Source organism: Chitinophaga alhagiae, from assembly GCF_003568665.1.
Taxonomy (GTDB): Bacteria; Bacteroidota; Bacteroidia; order Chitinophagales; family Chitinophagaceae; genus Chitinophaga; species Chitinophaga alhagiae.
Map to the genome: position 1 here is coordinate 1,613,345 of NZ_QXMH01000001.1, position 17,357 is coordinate 1,630,701.

The window sequence follows — 17,357 nt, forward strand, 5'->3', positions numbered from 1 at the left end:
TTTCATAATTATCCGGTTTAAATATTAAAAGGTGACTTGAAGGCCGAAAGAAATTTCTTTGCGGTAAGGATACACACGGCCAAAGGATGATGCATCCGTCTGTTCTGCCGTCAGATCCACTTCAGGGTCAATGGGCACGCTCAGGTTGTCCCAGGTGAGCAGGTTTTCACCGCTGATGTACACGCGTGCCTGCCTGATGTGCGCCCTGTTGGTAAGGTGGGCGGGCAATGTATACCCCAGTGAAATGTTTTTCAGGCGGAGGTAAGACATATCCAGCAGGTAGCGGGATTGCACAAAGAAGTTGCGGCTGTTGTTGGACTTGCCGGCGTCGGTGGGGCGGGGATAGAAGGCGCCTGTACGGTCTGCCCTCCAGTAATCCATCTGGTGGGTGTACCAGCCTTCCGCGGCATTGAAACCGGGTATCACTACCGGGCCGCTGGGCCACAGTTCACGTTTGCCTACGCCTTGCAGGTAGAAGCTGAAATCGATCCCTTTCCAGTCCGCACCTGCACGCAGGCCGTACTGGTAGCGGGGAGTGGAATTGCCTATCACCCGCAGGTCTCCATAATCATCCAGCGTGCTGGTGCCGGAGAATACTTCGCCACTGCCATCCAGGTCTTTGTACTTCACATCTCCAGGGCCATATTGGAACCAGTTGGTATTGCCGGCCAGCTTGGTCTGGCTGGGGATGCCTTCTTTCGGTATCCAGTTGTTCCCGTTTTTGGTGAAGTCGCTTTCCTGGAAGAGGCGGTCTGTTTCATACCCCCAGATCTCGCCCAGCAATTTACCGTCGTAATAACCGCTGATAGCCCTTGTACCGGAATAGCGGATAATCTCTTCCCTGAAATCAGACAAGGTGGCCATGGCGTTGATACGGATGCCGTTGTCAAGCGAATGGTTCCAGTCAATGGCCAGTTCCCAGCCGGTAGCCTGCATGGCGCCATAGTTACGGGTAGGAATGGTGCCGCCGTAAGTACTGGGCAGGGTGATGCCCGGGGTGATCATGTCTGTTGTTTTTCTCTTATACCAGTCAAATGAAACGCCCAGCGCATTGTTCAGAAAACGGATATCTGCACCAAAGTCTGTAGTGGCCACGGTTTCCCAGCTGAGCGAGCGGGATACTTCCTGCGGGGTACCCACGGTGGTCATGTTCGTATTGCCTATCAGCCAGCCTGAAGTAGTACCGCTCATGGTAGGAATAAACCTGTAGTCGCCAACGTTCTGGTTACCCACAGAACCATAGGAACCGCGGAATTTCAGGAATGACAGCACCGGTTTGGCAAATTCCATGAATTTCTCTTCCGAGATCACATAGCCGGCTGAAGCAGATTTGAAGAAGGCATACTGGTCGTTTTTGGGGAAACGGGAAGAGCCGTCATAACGGCCGTTCAGTTCCAGCAGGAATTTGTTTTTATAATCATAGGTGATCCTTCCAAAGTAACCATTGGTAGCCCAATGGCCGCTGGAGCCGCCTACTGTCTGATCTCCGGTTGCCAGTGAAAGCTCGCCCCTGTCAGGGTCTATCAGCCCTGTTCTTTTGGATGACTGGCCGCCATTGGTATACACGTCTACGTCCGTACCCACCATTACCTTCACGTTGTGCGAGCCCAGGCTCTTGGTGTAAGTGGCAAACGCCCTGCCGGAGTTCATATCGTTCCAGGAAGAATAATAGGCTACATAGTCATACGCGGCAGACTGGTAGTTGGGGAGATAGTTCAATGAACCGCCCCAGAAATCTATACCGGCCGTACCACCGCCCACGTTCCGTTCACGGGTGTTGGTGGCGGAATAGGTGTAGTCCACATCTATGGTGAGATCTTTCAGCGGGCGGAGGGTGGTACCCACCTGTACCCGGTTGAAGCGGGACTTGGTCTCGTTCATATTAGCCTGCTGCACTTCTGTTAATGCGCTGCGGAAAGACTTGCCGTCAAGCGTACCGTAGGGGTAGATCCTTGGCCAGCGGTAAAGGTAGTACCAGGGGCCGTAGGTATCTGCGGAGAAGGTGAAAGGCGTTTCGAAATTGGTTTGCGCCAACATTATTTTGCCGCGAACGTCTACCCAGTCGTTCACCTTGGTAGTAACGTTCACATTGGCGTTGTACCGGTCAAATTTATCTGTCTTGAATTTCAGCACACCGTTCTGGTTCAGGTAGCCCAGGCCCACGTGGAAGGTTGTTTTTTCCGTTCCGCCGGTGAATGACAGGTCGTGCTTCTGCATCATGGTATTTTTCTTCATGTACTCTTCGGCCACGTCCCAGGGGCGGTAGAAGAAGAGTTTGCCGTCCCTGATCTCCAGGTCGCGGCCCATTACCATTTCGGGGCCGAGGTTCTGGCCGCCGTACGTTTTTTCCCAATCCCTGATCTTCTGGATACCAATATCATCGAAATACATCCCCAGCACGCCAAACTGGCTTTGGGCGGGGTTGTTGCTGGAGCGGCGCAGTACTTCCAGCACGGTTTCCGCGCCTTCCGCGGCAGGGGCCATGGTAGGCAGTTTGGTAGGCCTGCTGAAAGAGAAGTTATTGGAATAGTTAATGCTGGCGGGCGCGCCTTTTTTGCCGGATTTGGTGGTGATCAACACCACGCCCCATGCCGCACGCGTGCCGTAAATGGAGGTGGAGGCGGCGTCTTTCAGCACGGAGATGGTTTCAATATCCTGCGGGTTTACCATTTGCAGGCTGGGTATTTCCACATTGTCTACCAGTATAAGAGGCCTGGCGCCGCCGCTGCTGTTGAGCGAGCCGGTGATGCCGCGCAGCCTGATGCTGGGGTTGCGGCCCAGATCGCCGCTGGTGGTGGTGATGGTAAGGCCTGGAACGGCGCCCTGCAGGCCGCGGCCCACATCAGACAGGGGGCGAGATTCCAGCGTTTTTTTCACATCTACGGTAGATACGGCGCCGGTAACGTTGGCCTTTCTTTGCGTACCATAACCTATTACCACCACATCGTCCAGTTTACGGTTGTCTGCCTTCAGCGTGATGTTCACCGCGGAGGCCCTGCCAGCTACATGCTCATGGGTTACCGCGCCAATGGAGCTGAAAATGATCACATCGCCACGGTTCACGGTAAGGGTATACCCCCCCGCAGCGTCTGTAAAAACGCCTTTGGTGGTATTTTTTACCCTTACAGATACACCGGGCATGGGCATGCCGGCCTCGTCCGTTACCCGCCCTTTTATTGTCACTGTGGTATCTGCCGCCTGCTGGTCCGCTACAGGGGCGGGGGGCAGCTCATGGCGACTTACGATCATAATGGTATTGTCTGACAACTTGTAGCCGAGGTCCGTATTGTTCAGCAAGGCCTTCAGCGTGGCGCTGACGCTCCTGGTAGCAAAGTCGAGAGACACGCTGGCATATTTAGCCACATTTTTTGAGGCATAAGCAATCCGGAAACCGGAGAGTTTTTCAAGCTGGCCCAGAACTTTCTCAAGGGTGGCATTGGAGGCCTCCATAGTCACTTTCTTCTCGTCAAGTGCCTGGCCTTTGGTGGGTATTGCCCACAAAAGGTGGATGCTGGCCAACATGCAAATGAGGGTGGAGAGGCTCAATCTCATAAAAAAACGCATTTGCGTAGAATAAACTGCTGTTGTAAAAGCCGGCAATAGCCGTCTATTAGCAAAAACCACGGATTTTTGCATAATTTGCAATAGTTTAAAATGATGAAGAAATAGCCCATTGAGGCTGTTTACGTTTTAAGCGATACCCCTCCCGACCTACCACAGACGGAGGGGTTTTTCGTAGCCCACCTCACTCAGGACGGCGGGCCCATACTAAATGTCATGGTATAAGATTTTGGTTTACTGAACTTGATTGCTACCAGTTATTCTCTTTTAATTGTCCGAACATCCTTCTCCACTGATCACCACATCTCTACCTGAAATGGTGTAGGAGGCATTGCTCACCGTACAAAGCACAAACAATACTTTGTCAAGCGTTTCAGTGCCTTCAAAAGTGGCCCTGATGCGGCATTTTTTCATTACTTCGTTGGCAAACCTGATGTTTACCTGATATTGTTCATTGATCTGTTGGGCAATATCGTCAAACGGTACGGCGTTGAAGTCCATCCCTTTTTTCAGCCAGGCTACCGTTTCGGCTGATTTTACAGGGGTTGTTTCCACCTTTCCGGGGTTATATACGATCTGTTGGTCAGGGTGCAATATGCCCAACAGCTTGCGCCCTTCTTCTTCCTCTATTTTTACCTTCCCCCGGGTTACCGTTACAGTTACGGATGCCTGGTCCGGATAGGCTTTAATATTAAATGCCGTGCCCAGCACGGTGGTTATCAGTTTGCCGGAATGGATGAGAAAGGGTTGGCCGGGCCGGTTTTTGATGTCGAAGTAGGCCTCCCCTATAAGCGTAACCTCCCGGGTGGCGCCGTTGAACTTTTCAGGGTATTTGAGGCTGCTGCCTTCACGCAGTACCACGGTACTGCTATCCGGCAGCAGGATGAAACGTTTACTGTCCGGTTTCTTGGCGGCAATGGCCAGTACCGGCCCGGCGCCGGCTTCTTCCGCTGTGGAAGCGGGACGGCTGAACCAGAGCAATGCCCCAATGCCTATAATAGGGGCCAGTACGGCAGCGGCCCTCCACCAGGTATGACGGCGCTCTCCATTGAAAAGAGCGTCTTTCCGGCGGCGCACCTCCCGGAAGTCCTGCAGCAGTTCCCTGGCAAGCTCTTCATCAGACCGCCATTCCACCGCTTCCGCGGCGGGGTGCTTCCAGGATTCGTACCAGCTTTCCAGAGCCTGCAATTCCTCCGGACTGCACGTTCCGGCCTTATATTTTTCCAGTAATTCTTTTACGTCAAACAGGCTCATACGTTAAAAATAAACTTCGGTTACATATATGGACAAACAATAAAAACGAAACCGTTATGCGCTTAAAAAAAATAATTTTTTAACGGTTTCACTTTGTATTTAGCGCTTATTTTTCCTTACATTTAACTTACGCAAAAGAACCAAAGTCTATTCCACATTACATTCACCATACAGACGTAGAGCTCCTCTCATTCTGGAAAAAGGGCGATCAGGGCGCGTTTGACGCGCTTTACGAGCGCTATGCCGTTATGTTGCTGAAAAAAGCATATGAAAAAACGGGTGATAAAGAGACCGCCCGCGAATTTGTACAGGAAGTATTCCTGGAATTGCTGGAAAGAAAAGACAGGCTGGAGATACATACTTCTTTCAAGGCATATATTTTTACCGCGCTGCGTAACCGGGTACTGAACTTCCTGCACCGGCAGGCCATTCACCAGAAATACGAATTGTTCCAGGAAACACGGCCGGCCGCTGCCAGCAATGATGTGGAATCCTACCTTTCCCATAAAGAACTGGTGCTGCAAATGTCAGAGGCTATTCAGCAGCTGCCCGAAAAATGCCGCCAGGTATTTTTATTAAGCCGCAACGGCGAGCTGAGCAATAAGGAAATTGCGGAGCGCTCCGGCATTTCCGTTAACACCGTGGAGCAGCATATGCGCAAAGCGCTGCGTTTGCTGCGCAACGGGCTTCACCGCATCAGCATTTTCATTTTTTAGCCTTTCCCTCATTTTCTTTTAAAGCCATCAGGTAGATCAGCGAGGCCGTACCGTCCATGGTGGGTTCGTTGGTACTGTAGTCCCCATAATCATCGTGATATACCACCAGGCCGCTCTGGAAAGCAGCGTACTCATCCGGCTCCGCCAGGCGTATGCCAATGAGACTGCCGTAGATGGTGCCATACACCGGCCCGTCTACCAGGCCGCCGTCTATCGGGTAATTTTTCAGGTGAGTGAACGCAGAATGCGGGTCTGCCGGGGTATCTCCCCATGCCGGCAGGCCATACACCATGCTGGTGCCCCAGGGGTTGCAGCCAAACAACCAGTCTACATTGGCCTGGGCCAGGGCGGCGTAAGTGTTGTCTCCGCTCAGTTGCTGGTACCAGTAGCACTGTATGGCAAAAGCCGTGGTGAGGTTATTGCTGCACCAGATAAAAGGCACCCCGCGGTAAAAGGCGTTCTGTTTCGCCTTGGCCCATACTTTTTCAATGCCGCTTTTATAGTAGCCGGCCAGCTGCGTTTTTTGTTGTGCCGCAGCCACTTTGCCCAGCTCAAAATGCCCGATGTTGATGAAAGGGTACCACTGATAGTGGCTGGCCGTGTCTGCGCCCAGCCAGGGGGTTACAGGCTCCTGTTCTGCGTAGGCCATGCCCGCCTGCAGCAATGCCGGTTTATGTGTTACACCATATAATTGCGCGGCGGCCAACTCCATGTCATCCGTCCAGTTGTCTTCCGCATAAATATAGGGGGAAAGTACAGACGCCGTTTGCTGCACGCCCGGCTTTTGCAGGCCCAGCCGGTAAGCGGAGCCAGCGCGTTCCAGCAGTGCCGCCGCGTAGGCGGGGTCGTCTTTTTTCAGTAATGAATGGCCCAGCGCAAAGGCACTGGCAAATTTTCCGGCGGTAGAAGCCACCCCGGTGCTTTTGTTCATTTTTTTATACTTCACGCCCTGTACCTGCGGCTGGCCGGAACAGAAATATACCGGTCTTTCAAACCCGCGGCCATAAAAAGAATCCAGGGCAGGCAGGCGCATGCCGCGGTGGTCACGGTCGTCAGCGATCTGGTTAAACAGCCAGTCGCTGCGGGGGTGCATGCGCATCAGCCAGTCAAGCCCCCAGCGCGCTTCATCCAGCACATCAGGAATATTATTGCTGCCGGGCAGGCCGCTGGCATTGTGCCGGTCCGTAAACACCGCCGGAAAATCCCGATAAGCTGCCAGCAGGTGCCAGGCGGTATTGGCGGAAGTAGTGGAATATTGCAGGTAATCACTGGCATCGTGCCAGCCACCGATGGCGTTGATACGCGTACTGTCAGGCATGGGGCCGTACAGGGTGTAGCCGTCAAAAGTATGGCAGGAATCTTTCAGGAAAGGATTGAACCCGCAGCGCTGCTGGCGGAGGTAACGCAAACAGAAATCTGCCGCGCCGTCATAAACGTGTGCGCCTATACGAAAAACCGGGGACCGGGCATTGCCTGCTCGCAGGAAGTAGGCGCCGGGTTTGTTGAACTTTGAGAAATCAAGCCGGAAACTCTGCCTGAAGGGGCCATAGGCGCCGAAAGCCCGGCCGGCAGATGCTTTGTAGACCACTTTGTTGCTGGCGGAGTCTACCAGTTCAAACCGGCTGATCACAGACCCGCCGAGGCTCCCCCACACCGCCGTTTTCACTCCTCCCGGCAAATAACCAAGCTGGTTAATGCGGATGTAATCCGTGGTTCCTTCCCGGGCAGCCATCAGCAAAGGCAGCAGCAAAATAAGCAGTATACAGCGTTTCATAATAGCAGCATTGTTCCGGTAAAGAGACAAACTGCATATTATGAACCGTTATGCCTCATGTCCGGTACCTGAAAGGTACTGCTTTTGCATGGGCAGCTGGATCATTTTGGAAGCGGAGAGATATTGCCGGTCAGGACTGTAGATAAACAGGCAGGAGCCGTTCTGTATTTTGCCGATAATTTTTTTATGCAGGTTTACCGGTACGGCGGGGCAACCCAGGCTGCGGCCAATGTAACCCTGCCTGCGGCCCAGCTTTTCATTCACATAATCTGCCGCATGCATCACAATGCCCCTTTCCATGGCATTATCGTTAATGCCCTGCTCTTCGCCCTCCAGCCTGAGGGAATAACCGTGCGCCCCCCTGTAGGTACCGCCAGTTACATAGAAACCAAGACTGGACTTAAAACTTTCCGGGGCATTGGAAAAATTGGTGGCCATTTCCCGGCCTGAATTGCGGCCGTGAGATACCAATGTATTAAACAACACCCGGCCAGCAGCCAGGTCTATTACAAACAGCCTCTTTTTGGTAGAAGGAAGGCTGAAGTCAACAATAGAAATAATATCCGTGTTAGATAACCTTCCCGCTTTCAGCAGGCTGTCGTGCCCCTGCAGCGCATACTGGAACGCCTCATGGGAAAGGCCCAGCGAGTCCAGCGACAATTGCCCGTACAGCATTTCAGCAGCCGATGCTGTTACGGCTGTTACTGCGGGCGCTACAACCCCTGTGCTCTTTTTGCCAATGGAAGATACTTTCAGGCTGAAAAGGGACGTGAGTACGATAAAGGGAAGTATAAAGGTCTTTTTGCTAATACGTAAATTCATCCGCATCAATTTCTTTTTTCATTCAACAAAACGGTTTTTCAAAAAGTATAGTCCACAAAAATAACGAAAATTCATTATTCGTATTGTTGTTAAAGAGAAAGAATTGTCTGGTTTTGGTCAGTTTTTAGTAGAAGGTGGGGAACTTCCTGCCGCCGGCATTGCCATCTGCAAGCCTTGTTCCCGCTGCGGTGATGGCCAGTACCTGTCAATTAGCCGTCAGCTAGCCAAGTGGCTTGTTGGCTGGTGAGGGTTGTTTTTATTACAGGAAATGATACTTTTCCGGGCGCAGGAACAGGCAGCTTTTTGCTTTCCTTATTACCGCTACTGTAATGGCAGGTCAGGCAACCCGCATCGTTATGCGGCGTAGCAGGCTGGCGCCGCTGCCAGCAAGCAATATAGCCAGAAATAATACGGACCGTTTCATCATTTTACAGGGGAAAAAAGTTAATCCTGATTCAAAGTATGAAAAGATTTTAATTTTCTTATCTTCATGACCTGTCAACAACCGCGTACGCATTGCAGATCATTGGTGTATTCCATCGTTGCATGAATCCGCATTTATCCCTTGATACTGACATTACTCACGGGGAAAGAATCCGGAAACGATTGCTAAACCAGCCATGGCAAAGGATTGCCGGGCAAAAACTGTCTGTGGCCGGCGCTGGCGTATGGATGTGGCGCGCCACAAAAGACTAACAGCATGGGATTTTTTACGAACAAGGTAGTATGGATCACGGGGGCATCCTCCGGGTTGGGGGAAGAACTCGCCCTGCAGCTCTCCCGCGAAAACGCCCGGCTGATACTGACCGCGCGGAACGCGGAGGCATTGGCCAGGGTGAAGGAGCAAACAGGCGCAACATGTTTTCTGCTGCCCGCAGATCTGGAAAAAGATAATCTGGACCAGTTGAGCGCGGCGGCATTACAAGCCTTCGGCCATATTGATATCCTGATCAACAATGCCGGCGTTACGCAACGCGCCCTGGCAGAAGATACCAGGCTGGAAGTAGACCGGCGGTTGATGGAGATCAATTTTTTTGCGCCTGTGGCGCTCACCAAAAGCCTGCTGCCCCATTTCCGGGAAAGAAAAACGGGCCAGGTGGTGGTGATGAGCAGTATGGCGGGACTGATGGGCTTCCCCCTGCGTACCTCCTATGCAGCGGCCAAACATGCGCTGCAGGGGTATTTTGAGACCTTGCAGGTGGAACATACCATTCCGGGGTTTTCAATACTGATTGCCAGTCCCGGCCGCGTCAACACCCCTATTTCCCTGCATGCGCTTACCGGCAGCGGCCAGGCGCATAATAAAATGGACAAGGGGCAGGCCAACGGTATTCCCGTGGCTACCTGTGCCAGGAAAATTGTGGCGGGTATGCGGAAAGAGAAAAAACGGGTGATAGTGGCCCGGAGCGAGCGGCTGCTATGGGTATTCCATAAATTTTGCCCGCCCTTGTATTATTATATTGCCCGCAAAGTGGGGGCCAATCAATAAAAGCCTAAATCAACTGTTATGACTTACATTACCGGAATTCAGCAAATAGGGATCGGTGTGAGAAATGTCCGAGAGTCCATGCTGGGCTACAAGGAACATTTCGGCATGGACGTGCTGATATTTGATGACACTTCTGAAGCCACGCTGATGACTCCCTATACCGGCGGTACCGTACACCGCAGGCGCGCCGTACTGTCCCTGAACATGCAGGGCGGCGGCGGGTTCGAGATCTGGCAGTTCCAGGACCGCCAGCCTGTAGCGCCCGCGCAGGTGCCCCAGTATGGGGACCTGGGCATTTATGCCGCCAAGATCAAATGCCGCAACATTGAAGCCGCCCATCAACACCTGAAAAGCTCCGGCTCCGTAAAAGTGGGGGAACTTACCAAAGACCCTGCCGGGCAGCCTCATTTTTATGTAACAGACGCCCACGAAAATGTGTTTGACGTAGTAACGGGCAACCACTGGTTCCATAAAAACAGCAATGCCTGCGGCGGCGTTACCGGCGCGGTAATAGGCGTGCGGGATATGGAAAAGGCCGTTGGCTTTTACCGCGACATTCTCGGTATAGATAAAATGGTGTACGACGTGTCAGATGCCAAATTCCGTAAAGTGCTGCTGAGAAAACATCCGGGCAGCATCGGCGCCTTCCATAAACTGCTGGGCTCCGTAGAAATTGAACTGGTGCAATGCCTTGACCGCGAGCCGGTGAAAATTTATCATAACCGTTACTGGGGAGACTGCGGTTTTATCCATCTTTGTTTTGATGTAATAGACATGTGCGCGCTGAAAGATCACGCCTCCAAATACGGCTATCATTTTTCCATTGACAGTATGGATTCTTTTGCCATGGAAAGTGCCGCCGGCCGCTTCTGCTATGTGGAAGACCCGGACGGTACGCTGATAGAACTGGTGGAAACACATAAAGTGCCGCTCTATAAAAAATGGGGCCTTTACCTCAACCTGAAAAAACGTTCGCTGGAAAAACCCCTGCCGGACTGGATGATCAGGATGCTGTCTCTCAGCAAGGTCAAATAGACTTGTACTCTTTATAACACCACGCCGTAAAGGGCAGCAGCACCAGCAACAACCAGCCCCAGGGGCCAAGGAAGGCCGCGGCTGCCCCGGCAACTACCAGCAGCAAAAGCGGGTAGGTGAGGAACATGCAGGCAAATAGAACGGAATCATAAAAAACCGTGCCCTTCGTTTTCTTCCTGGCAAAATTCCGCCAGATCACATAGAACCATCTTTGCGTGAACCAGCCTATGGCCGCCGGCAATGCCAGCAGCCAGCGGTTCCGCTTTGCGGGTGCAATATCCTGCAGGCCGGCCTGCATACCGGTTTCGAGGCGGTGGTGCAGGGTATCATTGAACGTTTTGCCGTGATGGGATTCCGGTATGATCTCCCCGAAGTGTACGTGAATGCTCTTAGGCACGGCATCAAAAGAATCATACACAATAGAAACTGGCTGTATGTGCAGCGACGCAAGCCCTTCGTTCTTCCAGGCATTGATGGCCATCCTGAACGTGCCTTTCCGGAGGGGTCTCACCTTGTATTCATTCACACAAATCCCTTCCGGGAAAATCAGTATGCAACCGTTTTTCCGCAATATCTCCACAGACCGGTGAAAGGTTTCTTCATTTTTCACCAGGTTTTCTTTCCCTTCGCTGAGCCTGAAAATAGGTATCATATGCATGGCGCCCAGCAACCGTGCCACCGCGGGTTTTTTGAACGCGTCCCCGCGCGCCAGGAAGTGGATGCGCCGGGGCATCAAAGCGCCCATGATCATGGCGTCCAGGAAAGAATTGGGATGAGCGCAAGCCAGGATACAGGGATCGTGATTTTCCTTATAATGAAATACGATGCGTTTACAATAGAATTGCAAAGCTATCCGTACCCATATTTTGAGAAGACTATACAGCATGTTTCTACGCCAGACAGTGGCAGATATTTTTTAGTTCGCTGCACCGTTCAAAAAAGGTGCGTTACAATATCGTGCATTGTCTGGCGTAAAACAAGGCCTGCCCGTAAAATTATTCCACTATTTAGGGTCAAGGCCAAGCGGCCTGCCGGGGCCGTTCTGCCCGCCGGTTGCCATTTGCAGCAACTGTACCAGCAGCTTGATGATGGCTTCCAGTTTGGTAATTACATAGGGGTACATAGGAGAATCATCATCCTGCATGATGACGCATTTTCCCCTGATAACGTTCAGCAGGTCTTCCTCCGAAAAAGAGAAAAAATTACGCGTGCTGAGGTTATAGATGGCCAGGATAGACTCCAGCCTGCCATAATGGATGTTGGAGAGGCCCTGCTCCATAGATACGTAGGTAGACCCTGCAATGTTCAGTTGCTCCGCAATGTAGTTCTGGGTGTAATTGTGAAGAATGCGGAGAATGTAGAGCTTTCTGCTGATTTCTTTCATATGCAATGGATTTATCACAAAAATAGATACATCCATTTTCACAAGTCTTGATATATATCAAAAAATTCAGTAGGTGCCCGAACGGATCCGGCTCAATGTTTCTGCTGATATGCCCAGGTAAGACGCTATGTAACCGATCGGCACCCGGGTGATAATATCAGGATGCTGGGCCACCAGCCGGTCATACCGCTGCCGCGCATCATCCATCCTTAAAGAAAAGGCCCGGTTCTCCATCTGGATATAATAGTGTTCCGTCAGCTTCCGCCCTACAAAATTAAATTCGGGGAACTTGCGGTAGATTTCCTCGAGCACGTCTATCCGCAGCGAGATGCATAAGGTGTCATCAAGCGCTTCCAGCACCTCATGGCTTTCCGTTTGCGTGAAAAAGCTCTGCACGGAAATAATAATATCGCCTTCTTTCATGAACCATGAGGTGATCTCCTGCCCGTCATCCTTTATATAATACGCACGCACCATGCCCTTCAGCCCGAAGTAACAATTGCGGCATATTTTTCCGTGTTCCAGGATGATAGACCTCCTTTTAAAGAACACAATATTCGTATGGCGGCGGATGGTTGCCAGCACTGCTGGCGAAAGCGGGTACAACTGGTTAAACAATGCAAACATATTTGCGTACATCGCATCACGCTGGGCTTCGCTAAACTGTTCCATATTTCTCTCTGATTTTGGTTTTCCATAATTATTGGAGCGCCTTTGGCAGGCAGTGGCTGGTTAACGGGGGAAAACAACTTTTCAAATATAGATTAAATATAAAAGAAAGGCAAAATTATATAATGACATGCCGCCGGCAGCAGCCTATTTTTGTTAGCGCCTTCCGGCAACAAGCAGTACGAACAAAGCCTGTCACTTAATGTTATAACCATAAACCCTTCAAGCATATGGACCATCATGCACATCACCAGCATACATCAATGGCCGCGGACCATAAGGAACATGATCATACCGGCGGCTACAACGAGCATGCGGGGCATCATACCGCCAACTTCCTTCAGCGTTTCTGGATTTGTATGCTGGTCACCGTACCTGTACTCCTGCTTTCCCATATGATACAGCAATGGCTGGGGTTCCACATGGCCTTTCCCGGAGACCGGTACCTGTTGCTGGCCCTCAGTACTTTCATTTTTATATATGGGGGATGGCCCTTTCTCACAGGGCTGGTCAACGAACTGAAACATGGCAACCCCGGCATGATGACGCTGGTAGCGGTTGCCATTACTACTGCCTATGTATACAGCGTGGCGGTAGTGTTCGGCCTGCCGGGAATGGATTTCTTCTGGGAGCTGGCTACCCTTATAGACATTATGCTGCTGGGCCACTGGCTGGAAATGAGATCGCAGATGGCCGCCTCGCGCGCGCTGGAATCGCTGGTGGAACTGTTGCCGGCCACTGTGCATGTTGAGCATCATGATCATGTAATGGATATTCCGTTAAAAGAACTGCAGCAGGACCATGTAGTGGTGATCAAGCCGGGCGAAAAAATACCGGCAGACGGTATCATTCTTGAAGGCAGCTCTTACGTGAATGAAAGCATGCTCACCGGCGAAAGCACACCGGTAAAAAAAGAAACAGGCGCTTCCGTGATAGGCGGCGCCGTGAATGGAGACGGCGTCCTGCGCGTTCGGGTAACCGGTACGGGCAGCAACAGCTATCTGAATAAAGTGATCAGCATGGTACAATCCGCGCAGGGAGCCAAATCAAAAACGCAGAACCTGGCCAATAAAGTGGCCAAGTGGCTGACCATTATTTCTATCAGCGTGGGCGTGATCACCTTCATTGTATGGCTCACCGCCGGCCGTGAGCTGGCGTATGCGCTGGAGCGTATGGTAACCGTAATGGTAACCAGTTGCCCGCATGCGCTGGGCGTAGCCATTCCGCTGGTAGTGGCCGTATCCACCACGCTTTCCGCCACACATGGCCTGCTGATCCGCAACCGCACGGCGTTTGAGAACGCACGGCGCCTCACCACCATCATATTTGACAAAACAGGTACGCTTACCAAAGGAAGCCATGAAGTACAACAGGTTATTCCGCTCAATGAACAGTTCAGCGCAGATGAAATACTGCAATACACCGCCGCTGTACAACAAAATTCGGAACATCATATTGCGCACGGCATACTGAGAAAGCTGAAGGAGAAACAACTGGCACTGTGGAAATCTTCAGACTTCCTGTACATGCAGGGCATTGGCGTAAAGGGTATGGTGAACGAAAAGAAGGTCGTAGCGGCCGGGCCCAATTATTTCAAACAGGAAAAACTGACCATGCCTGCTATTCCTGACAGTGTTGACCAGTCTACAGACACCGTGAACTTTGTATTGATAGACGACCAGCCCGCCGGCATCATTACGCTGGCAGACAGCATCCGGGAGTCTGCCGCCGAGGCCATTGCGGAGCTGAAGAACATGAACATCAAATCTTTCCTGCTTACCGGCGATAATGAGCAGGTGGCCGCCGCCGTGGCAAAAAAACTCCGGATGGACGGCTACCTGGCCAATGTGCTACCACATGAAAAACAAGGCAAAGTGAAAGAGTTCCAGCAGAAAGGGGAAATTGTAGCCATGACCGGAGACGGGGTGAACGATGCGCCCGCGCTGGCACAGGCGGATGTAGGCATTGCTGTTGGTTCCGGTACAGATGTGGCGGCAGAAACGGCAGACATCATACTGGTGAACAGTGACCCGAAAGACGTAGTGCAGATGATCGCTTTCGGGAAGGCCACCTACCGGAAAATGGTGCAGAACCTCCTCTGGGCCGTTGGCTACAACGTGATTGCCATACCGCTGGCAGCCGGGGTGCTGTACCCCCAATTCATGCTGAGCCCGGCTATGGGCGCTATCCTGATGAGCGCAAGCACTATAGTGGTAGCGGTAAATGCAAGAATGCTGCGGGTGAGATAAAAAGGGGTTCCCTTGCTGGCCCAGGGCCCCGGAACAAAGGGAATAATTTTTTTGTCTTACTAAATAATTTAGTATTATTGCTAAAAATATTAGCTGTTGATGTCTGCACAGAAAGCCGATATCATTGCGCAATTGCAAAAGGACATCCTTCTTTTACAAGGGCTCAGGCCGGCCTGTAACAGTGGTGTGGTGGATGTAGGGCTGGGGCCGGTAAAAAACGCCTTCCCGGGTGCAACGTTCCCTACGGGGGCTATTCATGAGTTCGTGAGTGAAGCGGCGGAACACGCTGCGGCCAGCGCCGGCTTCATCAGCGGGTTGCTGGGCGCCCTGATGCAAAACGGCAGTGTTTGTTTATGGATCAGCACCTCCGGTACTATTTTTCCCCCGGCGCTAAAAGCATTTGGCATTGAGCCGGACAGGGTCTTTTTTATAACCCTGCAACGGGAGAAAGATGTATTGTGGGCTATGGAAGAAGCGTTGAAATGTGAGGGGCTGGCCGCCGTAGTGGGTGAAGTAAGAGAACTGGACTTTACTGCTTCACGGCGGTTGCAGCTTGCTGTAGAACAAAGCCGGGCTACCGGTTTTGTGCTCCGCCATCAGCCCCGCCGCCTGCATGCTACGGCCTGCACTTCGCGGTGGCGCATTACCCCGCTGGCCAGCCAACTGGAAGCGCGCATGCCGGGCATGGGTTTTCCACGCTGGCAGGTAGAACTGCTGAAGGTGCGCAATGGCAGGCCAGGCACCTGGGCTATGGAATGGTTTGCAGGGAAGTTCCGGCAGGTGGGAGAACACACTATGGTGGCGCCGCAGCAGCCGGTGCGTAAAATTGTGTAGAAAGAGGTGGCATGAACAAAAATTAGTTGCGTCTCAACAGGTGGACCCATGCGTGAAAGTGAATAGTATGAGGCAGCGTTTTATCTCCATATGGTTTAGGCATCTTACAACAGACTGGTGCATACGGCGGCAGCCGGTGCTGCGCAATGCGGCCTTTGTGCTGAGCGCGCCTGATCACGGCCGGCTGATGGTCACGGCCGCCAATGCAGCAGCCCGGCAGCAGGGAATAGATGCGGGCATGACGGTGGCCGATGCCCGAGCGCTTGTTCCGCACCTGCAGGTGCTGGATGATCAGCCGGGCCTGCCCGTCAGGTTATTGACCGCATTGGGAGAATGGTGCATCCGCTTCACCCCCCTGACCGCCATAGACCCTCCTGACGGGCTCATCCTGAACGTGAGCGGTTGCGCGCACCTATGGGGTGGTGAAGAACCCTACCTGACAGATATTGTTACCCGCCTGAAAAATACCGGCTACGAAGTACGCGCCGCCATGGCAGATACGATGGGCGCAGCCTGGGCCATAGCCCGCTTTGGCAAGTTCTCCCCCATTATTGCTCCCGGAGAACAGTTCGCTGCCCTGCTGCCCCTTCCTCCCGCCGCCCTGCGCCTGGAGCCCGCAGCCATAGAGCGCCTGCACAAACTGGGGCTGCACCAGGTACGCGGTTTCATTGGCCTGCAACGCTCCGCCTTACGGCGGCGCTTCGGTGCAGGCCTGCTGCAGCGGCTGGATCAGGCGTTGGGCCTGGAGAGAGAGGCATTCCTGCCATTGCAGCCCGTTGAGCCGTACCAGGAAAGGCTGCCATGCCTGGAACCAATTGTAACCGGCACAGGTATTGAAATTGCCCTCCAAAAATTGTTGGAAACCCTCTGCGCCCGTCTCCGGAAAGAAGAAAAAGGCCTGCGAACGGCCGTGCTGGAAGGACACCGTGTAGACGGGAAAATTGAACAGGTGGAGATAGGCACCAACCGCCCGTCTCACAATGCAGGCCACTTGTTCAAATTGTTCGAACTGAAGGTGCCCTCCATGGAACCGGCGCTGGGCATTGAGCTTTTTGTGCTGCACGCCACCCGTACAGAAGCAGCGCCCTCCCGCCAGGATGCTTTCTGGAACAGGAGCGGCGCGCTGGAAGATGTGAACATAGCAGAACTGCTGGACCGCCTGACGGGTAAAATGGGGCCGGGCATTGTACATCGTTATTTACCTGCCGAACACTACTGGCCGGAACGCTCCATGAAGCCGGCTGCAGATCTGCAGGAAAAAAACACGGCCGCCTGGCCTGCCAACAGGCCCCGCCCTATCCGAATGCTGCCGCGGCCGGAGCCCATCACCGTTACAGCCCCCATACCGGATTACCCGCCCATGCTGTTCCGTTACAAAGGGAAACTGCATACCATCAAAAAAGCCGATGGGCCTGAGCGGATTGAACGGGAATGGTGGCTGGAAGGCGGTGAGCACCGGGACTATTACTGCGTGGAAGATGAAGAAGGCCGCAGGTACTGGCTTTTCAGATCTGGCCACTATGACGTGAACAAACCACGCAACTGGTTTATCCATGGCTTTTTTGCGTAA

13 protein-coding genes are annotated in these 17,357 nt (G+C 52.6%); 6 read left to right on the plus strand and 7 right to left on the minus strand.

Annotation, left to right across the window (positions count from 1 at the left end; all coding sequences use genetic code 11):
* Positions 1–24: 24 nt before the first annotated feature.
* On the minus strand, positions 25–3,552 hold the full coding sequence (locus D3A97_RS06410) for a TonB-dependent receptor (protein ID WP_198673883.1): 3,528 nt from the start codon (positions 3,550–3,552) through the stop codon (positions 25–27).
* A gap of 276 nt (positions 3,553–3,828) precedes the next feature.
* Positions 3,829–4,815 carry a FecR family protein gene (locus tag D3A97_RS06415; RefSeq protein WP_119077558.1) on the minus strand — a complete coding sequence of 329 codons (987 nt, stop codon included), beginning with the start codon at positions 4,813–4,815 and terminating at the stop codon, positions 3,829–3,831.
* Between the two features lie 161 nt (positions 4,816–4,976).
* Between D3A97_RS06415 and D3A97_RS06420 the strand changes: the two genes are divergently transcribed.
* Positions 4,977–5,531, plus strand: a complete 555-nt coding sequence (locus D3A97_RS06420; RefSeq protein WP_232825928.1) for an RNA polymerase sigma-70 factor — start codon at positions 4,977–4,979, stop codon at positions 5,529–5,531.
* Here D3A97_RS06420 and D3A97_RS06425 read toward each other — a convergent pair.
* Positions 5,521–7,305, minus strand: a complete 1,785-nt coding sequence (locus D3A97_RS06425) for a glycoside hydrolase family 9 protein (RefSeq protein ID WP_119077560.1) — start codon at positions 7,303–7,305, stop codon at positions 5,521–5,523. The genes D3A97_RS06420 and D3A97_RS06425 overlap by 11 nt on opposite strands.
* A gap of 48 nt (positions 7,306–7,353) precedes the next feature.
* Positions 7,354–8,127, minus strand: a complete 774-nt coding sequence (locus D3A97_RS06430; protein WP_119077561.1) for a murein L,D-transpeptidase catalytic domain family protein — start codon at positions 8,125–8,127, stop codon at positions 7,354–7,356.
* A gap of 700 nt (positions 8,128–8,827) precedes the next feature.
* Here D3A97_RS06430 and D3A97_RS06435 point away from each other — a divergent pair.
* The gene (locus tag D3A97_RS06435; RefSeq protein WP_119077562.1) at positions 8,828–9,616 is read left to right on the plus strand and encodes an SDR family oxidoreductase; all 789 of its coding nucleotides are present in this window, start codon (positions 8,828–8,830) and stop codon (positions 9,614–9,616) included.
* A 57-nt stretch (positions 9,617–9,673) separates the two neighbouring features.
* Positions 9,674–10,651: a VOC family protein gene (locus D3A97_RS06440; RefSeq protein ID WP_198673884.1), complete on the plus strand. Its 978-nt coding sequence runs from the start codon at positions 9,674–9,676 to the stop codon at positions 10,649–10,651.
* Here the strand turns inward: D3A97_RS06440 and D3A97_RS06445 are convergent.
* The 3 genes from D3A97_RS06445 to D3A97_RS06455 all read right to left on the minus strand — a co-directional run bounded on the left by D3A97_RS06445 (position 10,644) and on the right by D3A97_RS06455 (position 12,707).
* Complete coding sequence (locus D3A97_RS06445; RefSeq protein WP_157986376.1) at positions 10,644–11,498, minus strand: 1-acyl-sn-glycerol-3-phosphate acyltransferase; 855 nt, start codon at positions 11,496–11,498, stop codon at positions 10,644–10,646. The two genes, D3A97_RS06440 and D3A97_RS06445, sit on opposite strands and share 8 nt — an antisense overlap.
* Positions 11,499–11,654: 156 nt before the next feature.
* Entirely contained in the window at positions 11,655–12,035 is a 381-nt protein-coding gene (locus tag D3A97_RS06450) for a helix-turn-helix domain-containing protein (RefSeq protein ID WP_157986377.1), read from the minus strand.
* A gap of 66 nt (positions 12,036–12,101) precedes the next feature.
* Positions 12,102–12,707, minus strand: a complete 606-nt coding sequence (locus D3A97_RS06455; RefSeq protein ID WP_119077566.1) for a Crp/Fnr family transcriptional regulator — start codon at positions 12,705–12,707, stop codon at positions 12,102–12,104.
* A gap of 227 nt (positions 12,708–12,934) precedes the next feature.
* Between D3A97_RS06455 and D3A97_RS06460 the strand changes: the two genes are divergently transcribed.
* The 3 genes from D3A97_RS06460 to D3A97_RS06470 all read left to right on the plus strand — a co-directional run bounded on the left by D3A97_RS06460 (position 12,935) and on the right by D3A97_RS06470 (position 17,357).
* Entirely contained in the window at positions 12,935–14,953 is a 2,019-nt protein-coding gene (locus tag D3A97_RS06460; protein ID WP_119077567.1) for a copper-translocating P-type ATPase, read from the plus strand.
* A gap of 99 nt (positions 14,954–15,052) precedes the next feature.
* Positions 15,053–15,787, plus strand: a complete 735-nt coding sequence (locus D3A97_RS06465) for an ImuA family protein (protein ID WP_119077568.1) — start codon at positions 15,053–15,055, stop codon at positions 15,785–15,787.
* A 67-nt stretch (positions 15,788–15,854) separates the two neighbouring features.
* Positions 15,855–17,357, plus strand: a complete 1,503-nt coding sequence (locus D3A97_RS06470) for a Y-family DNA polymerase (RefSeq protein WP_119077569.1) — start codon at positions 15,855–15,857, stop codon at positions 17,355–17,357.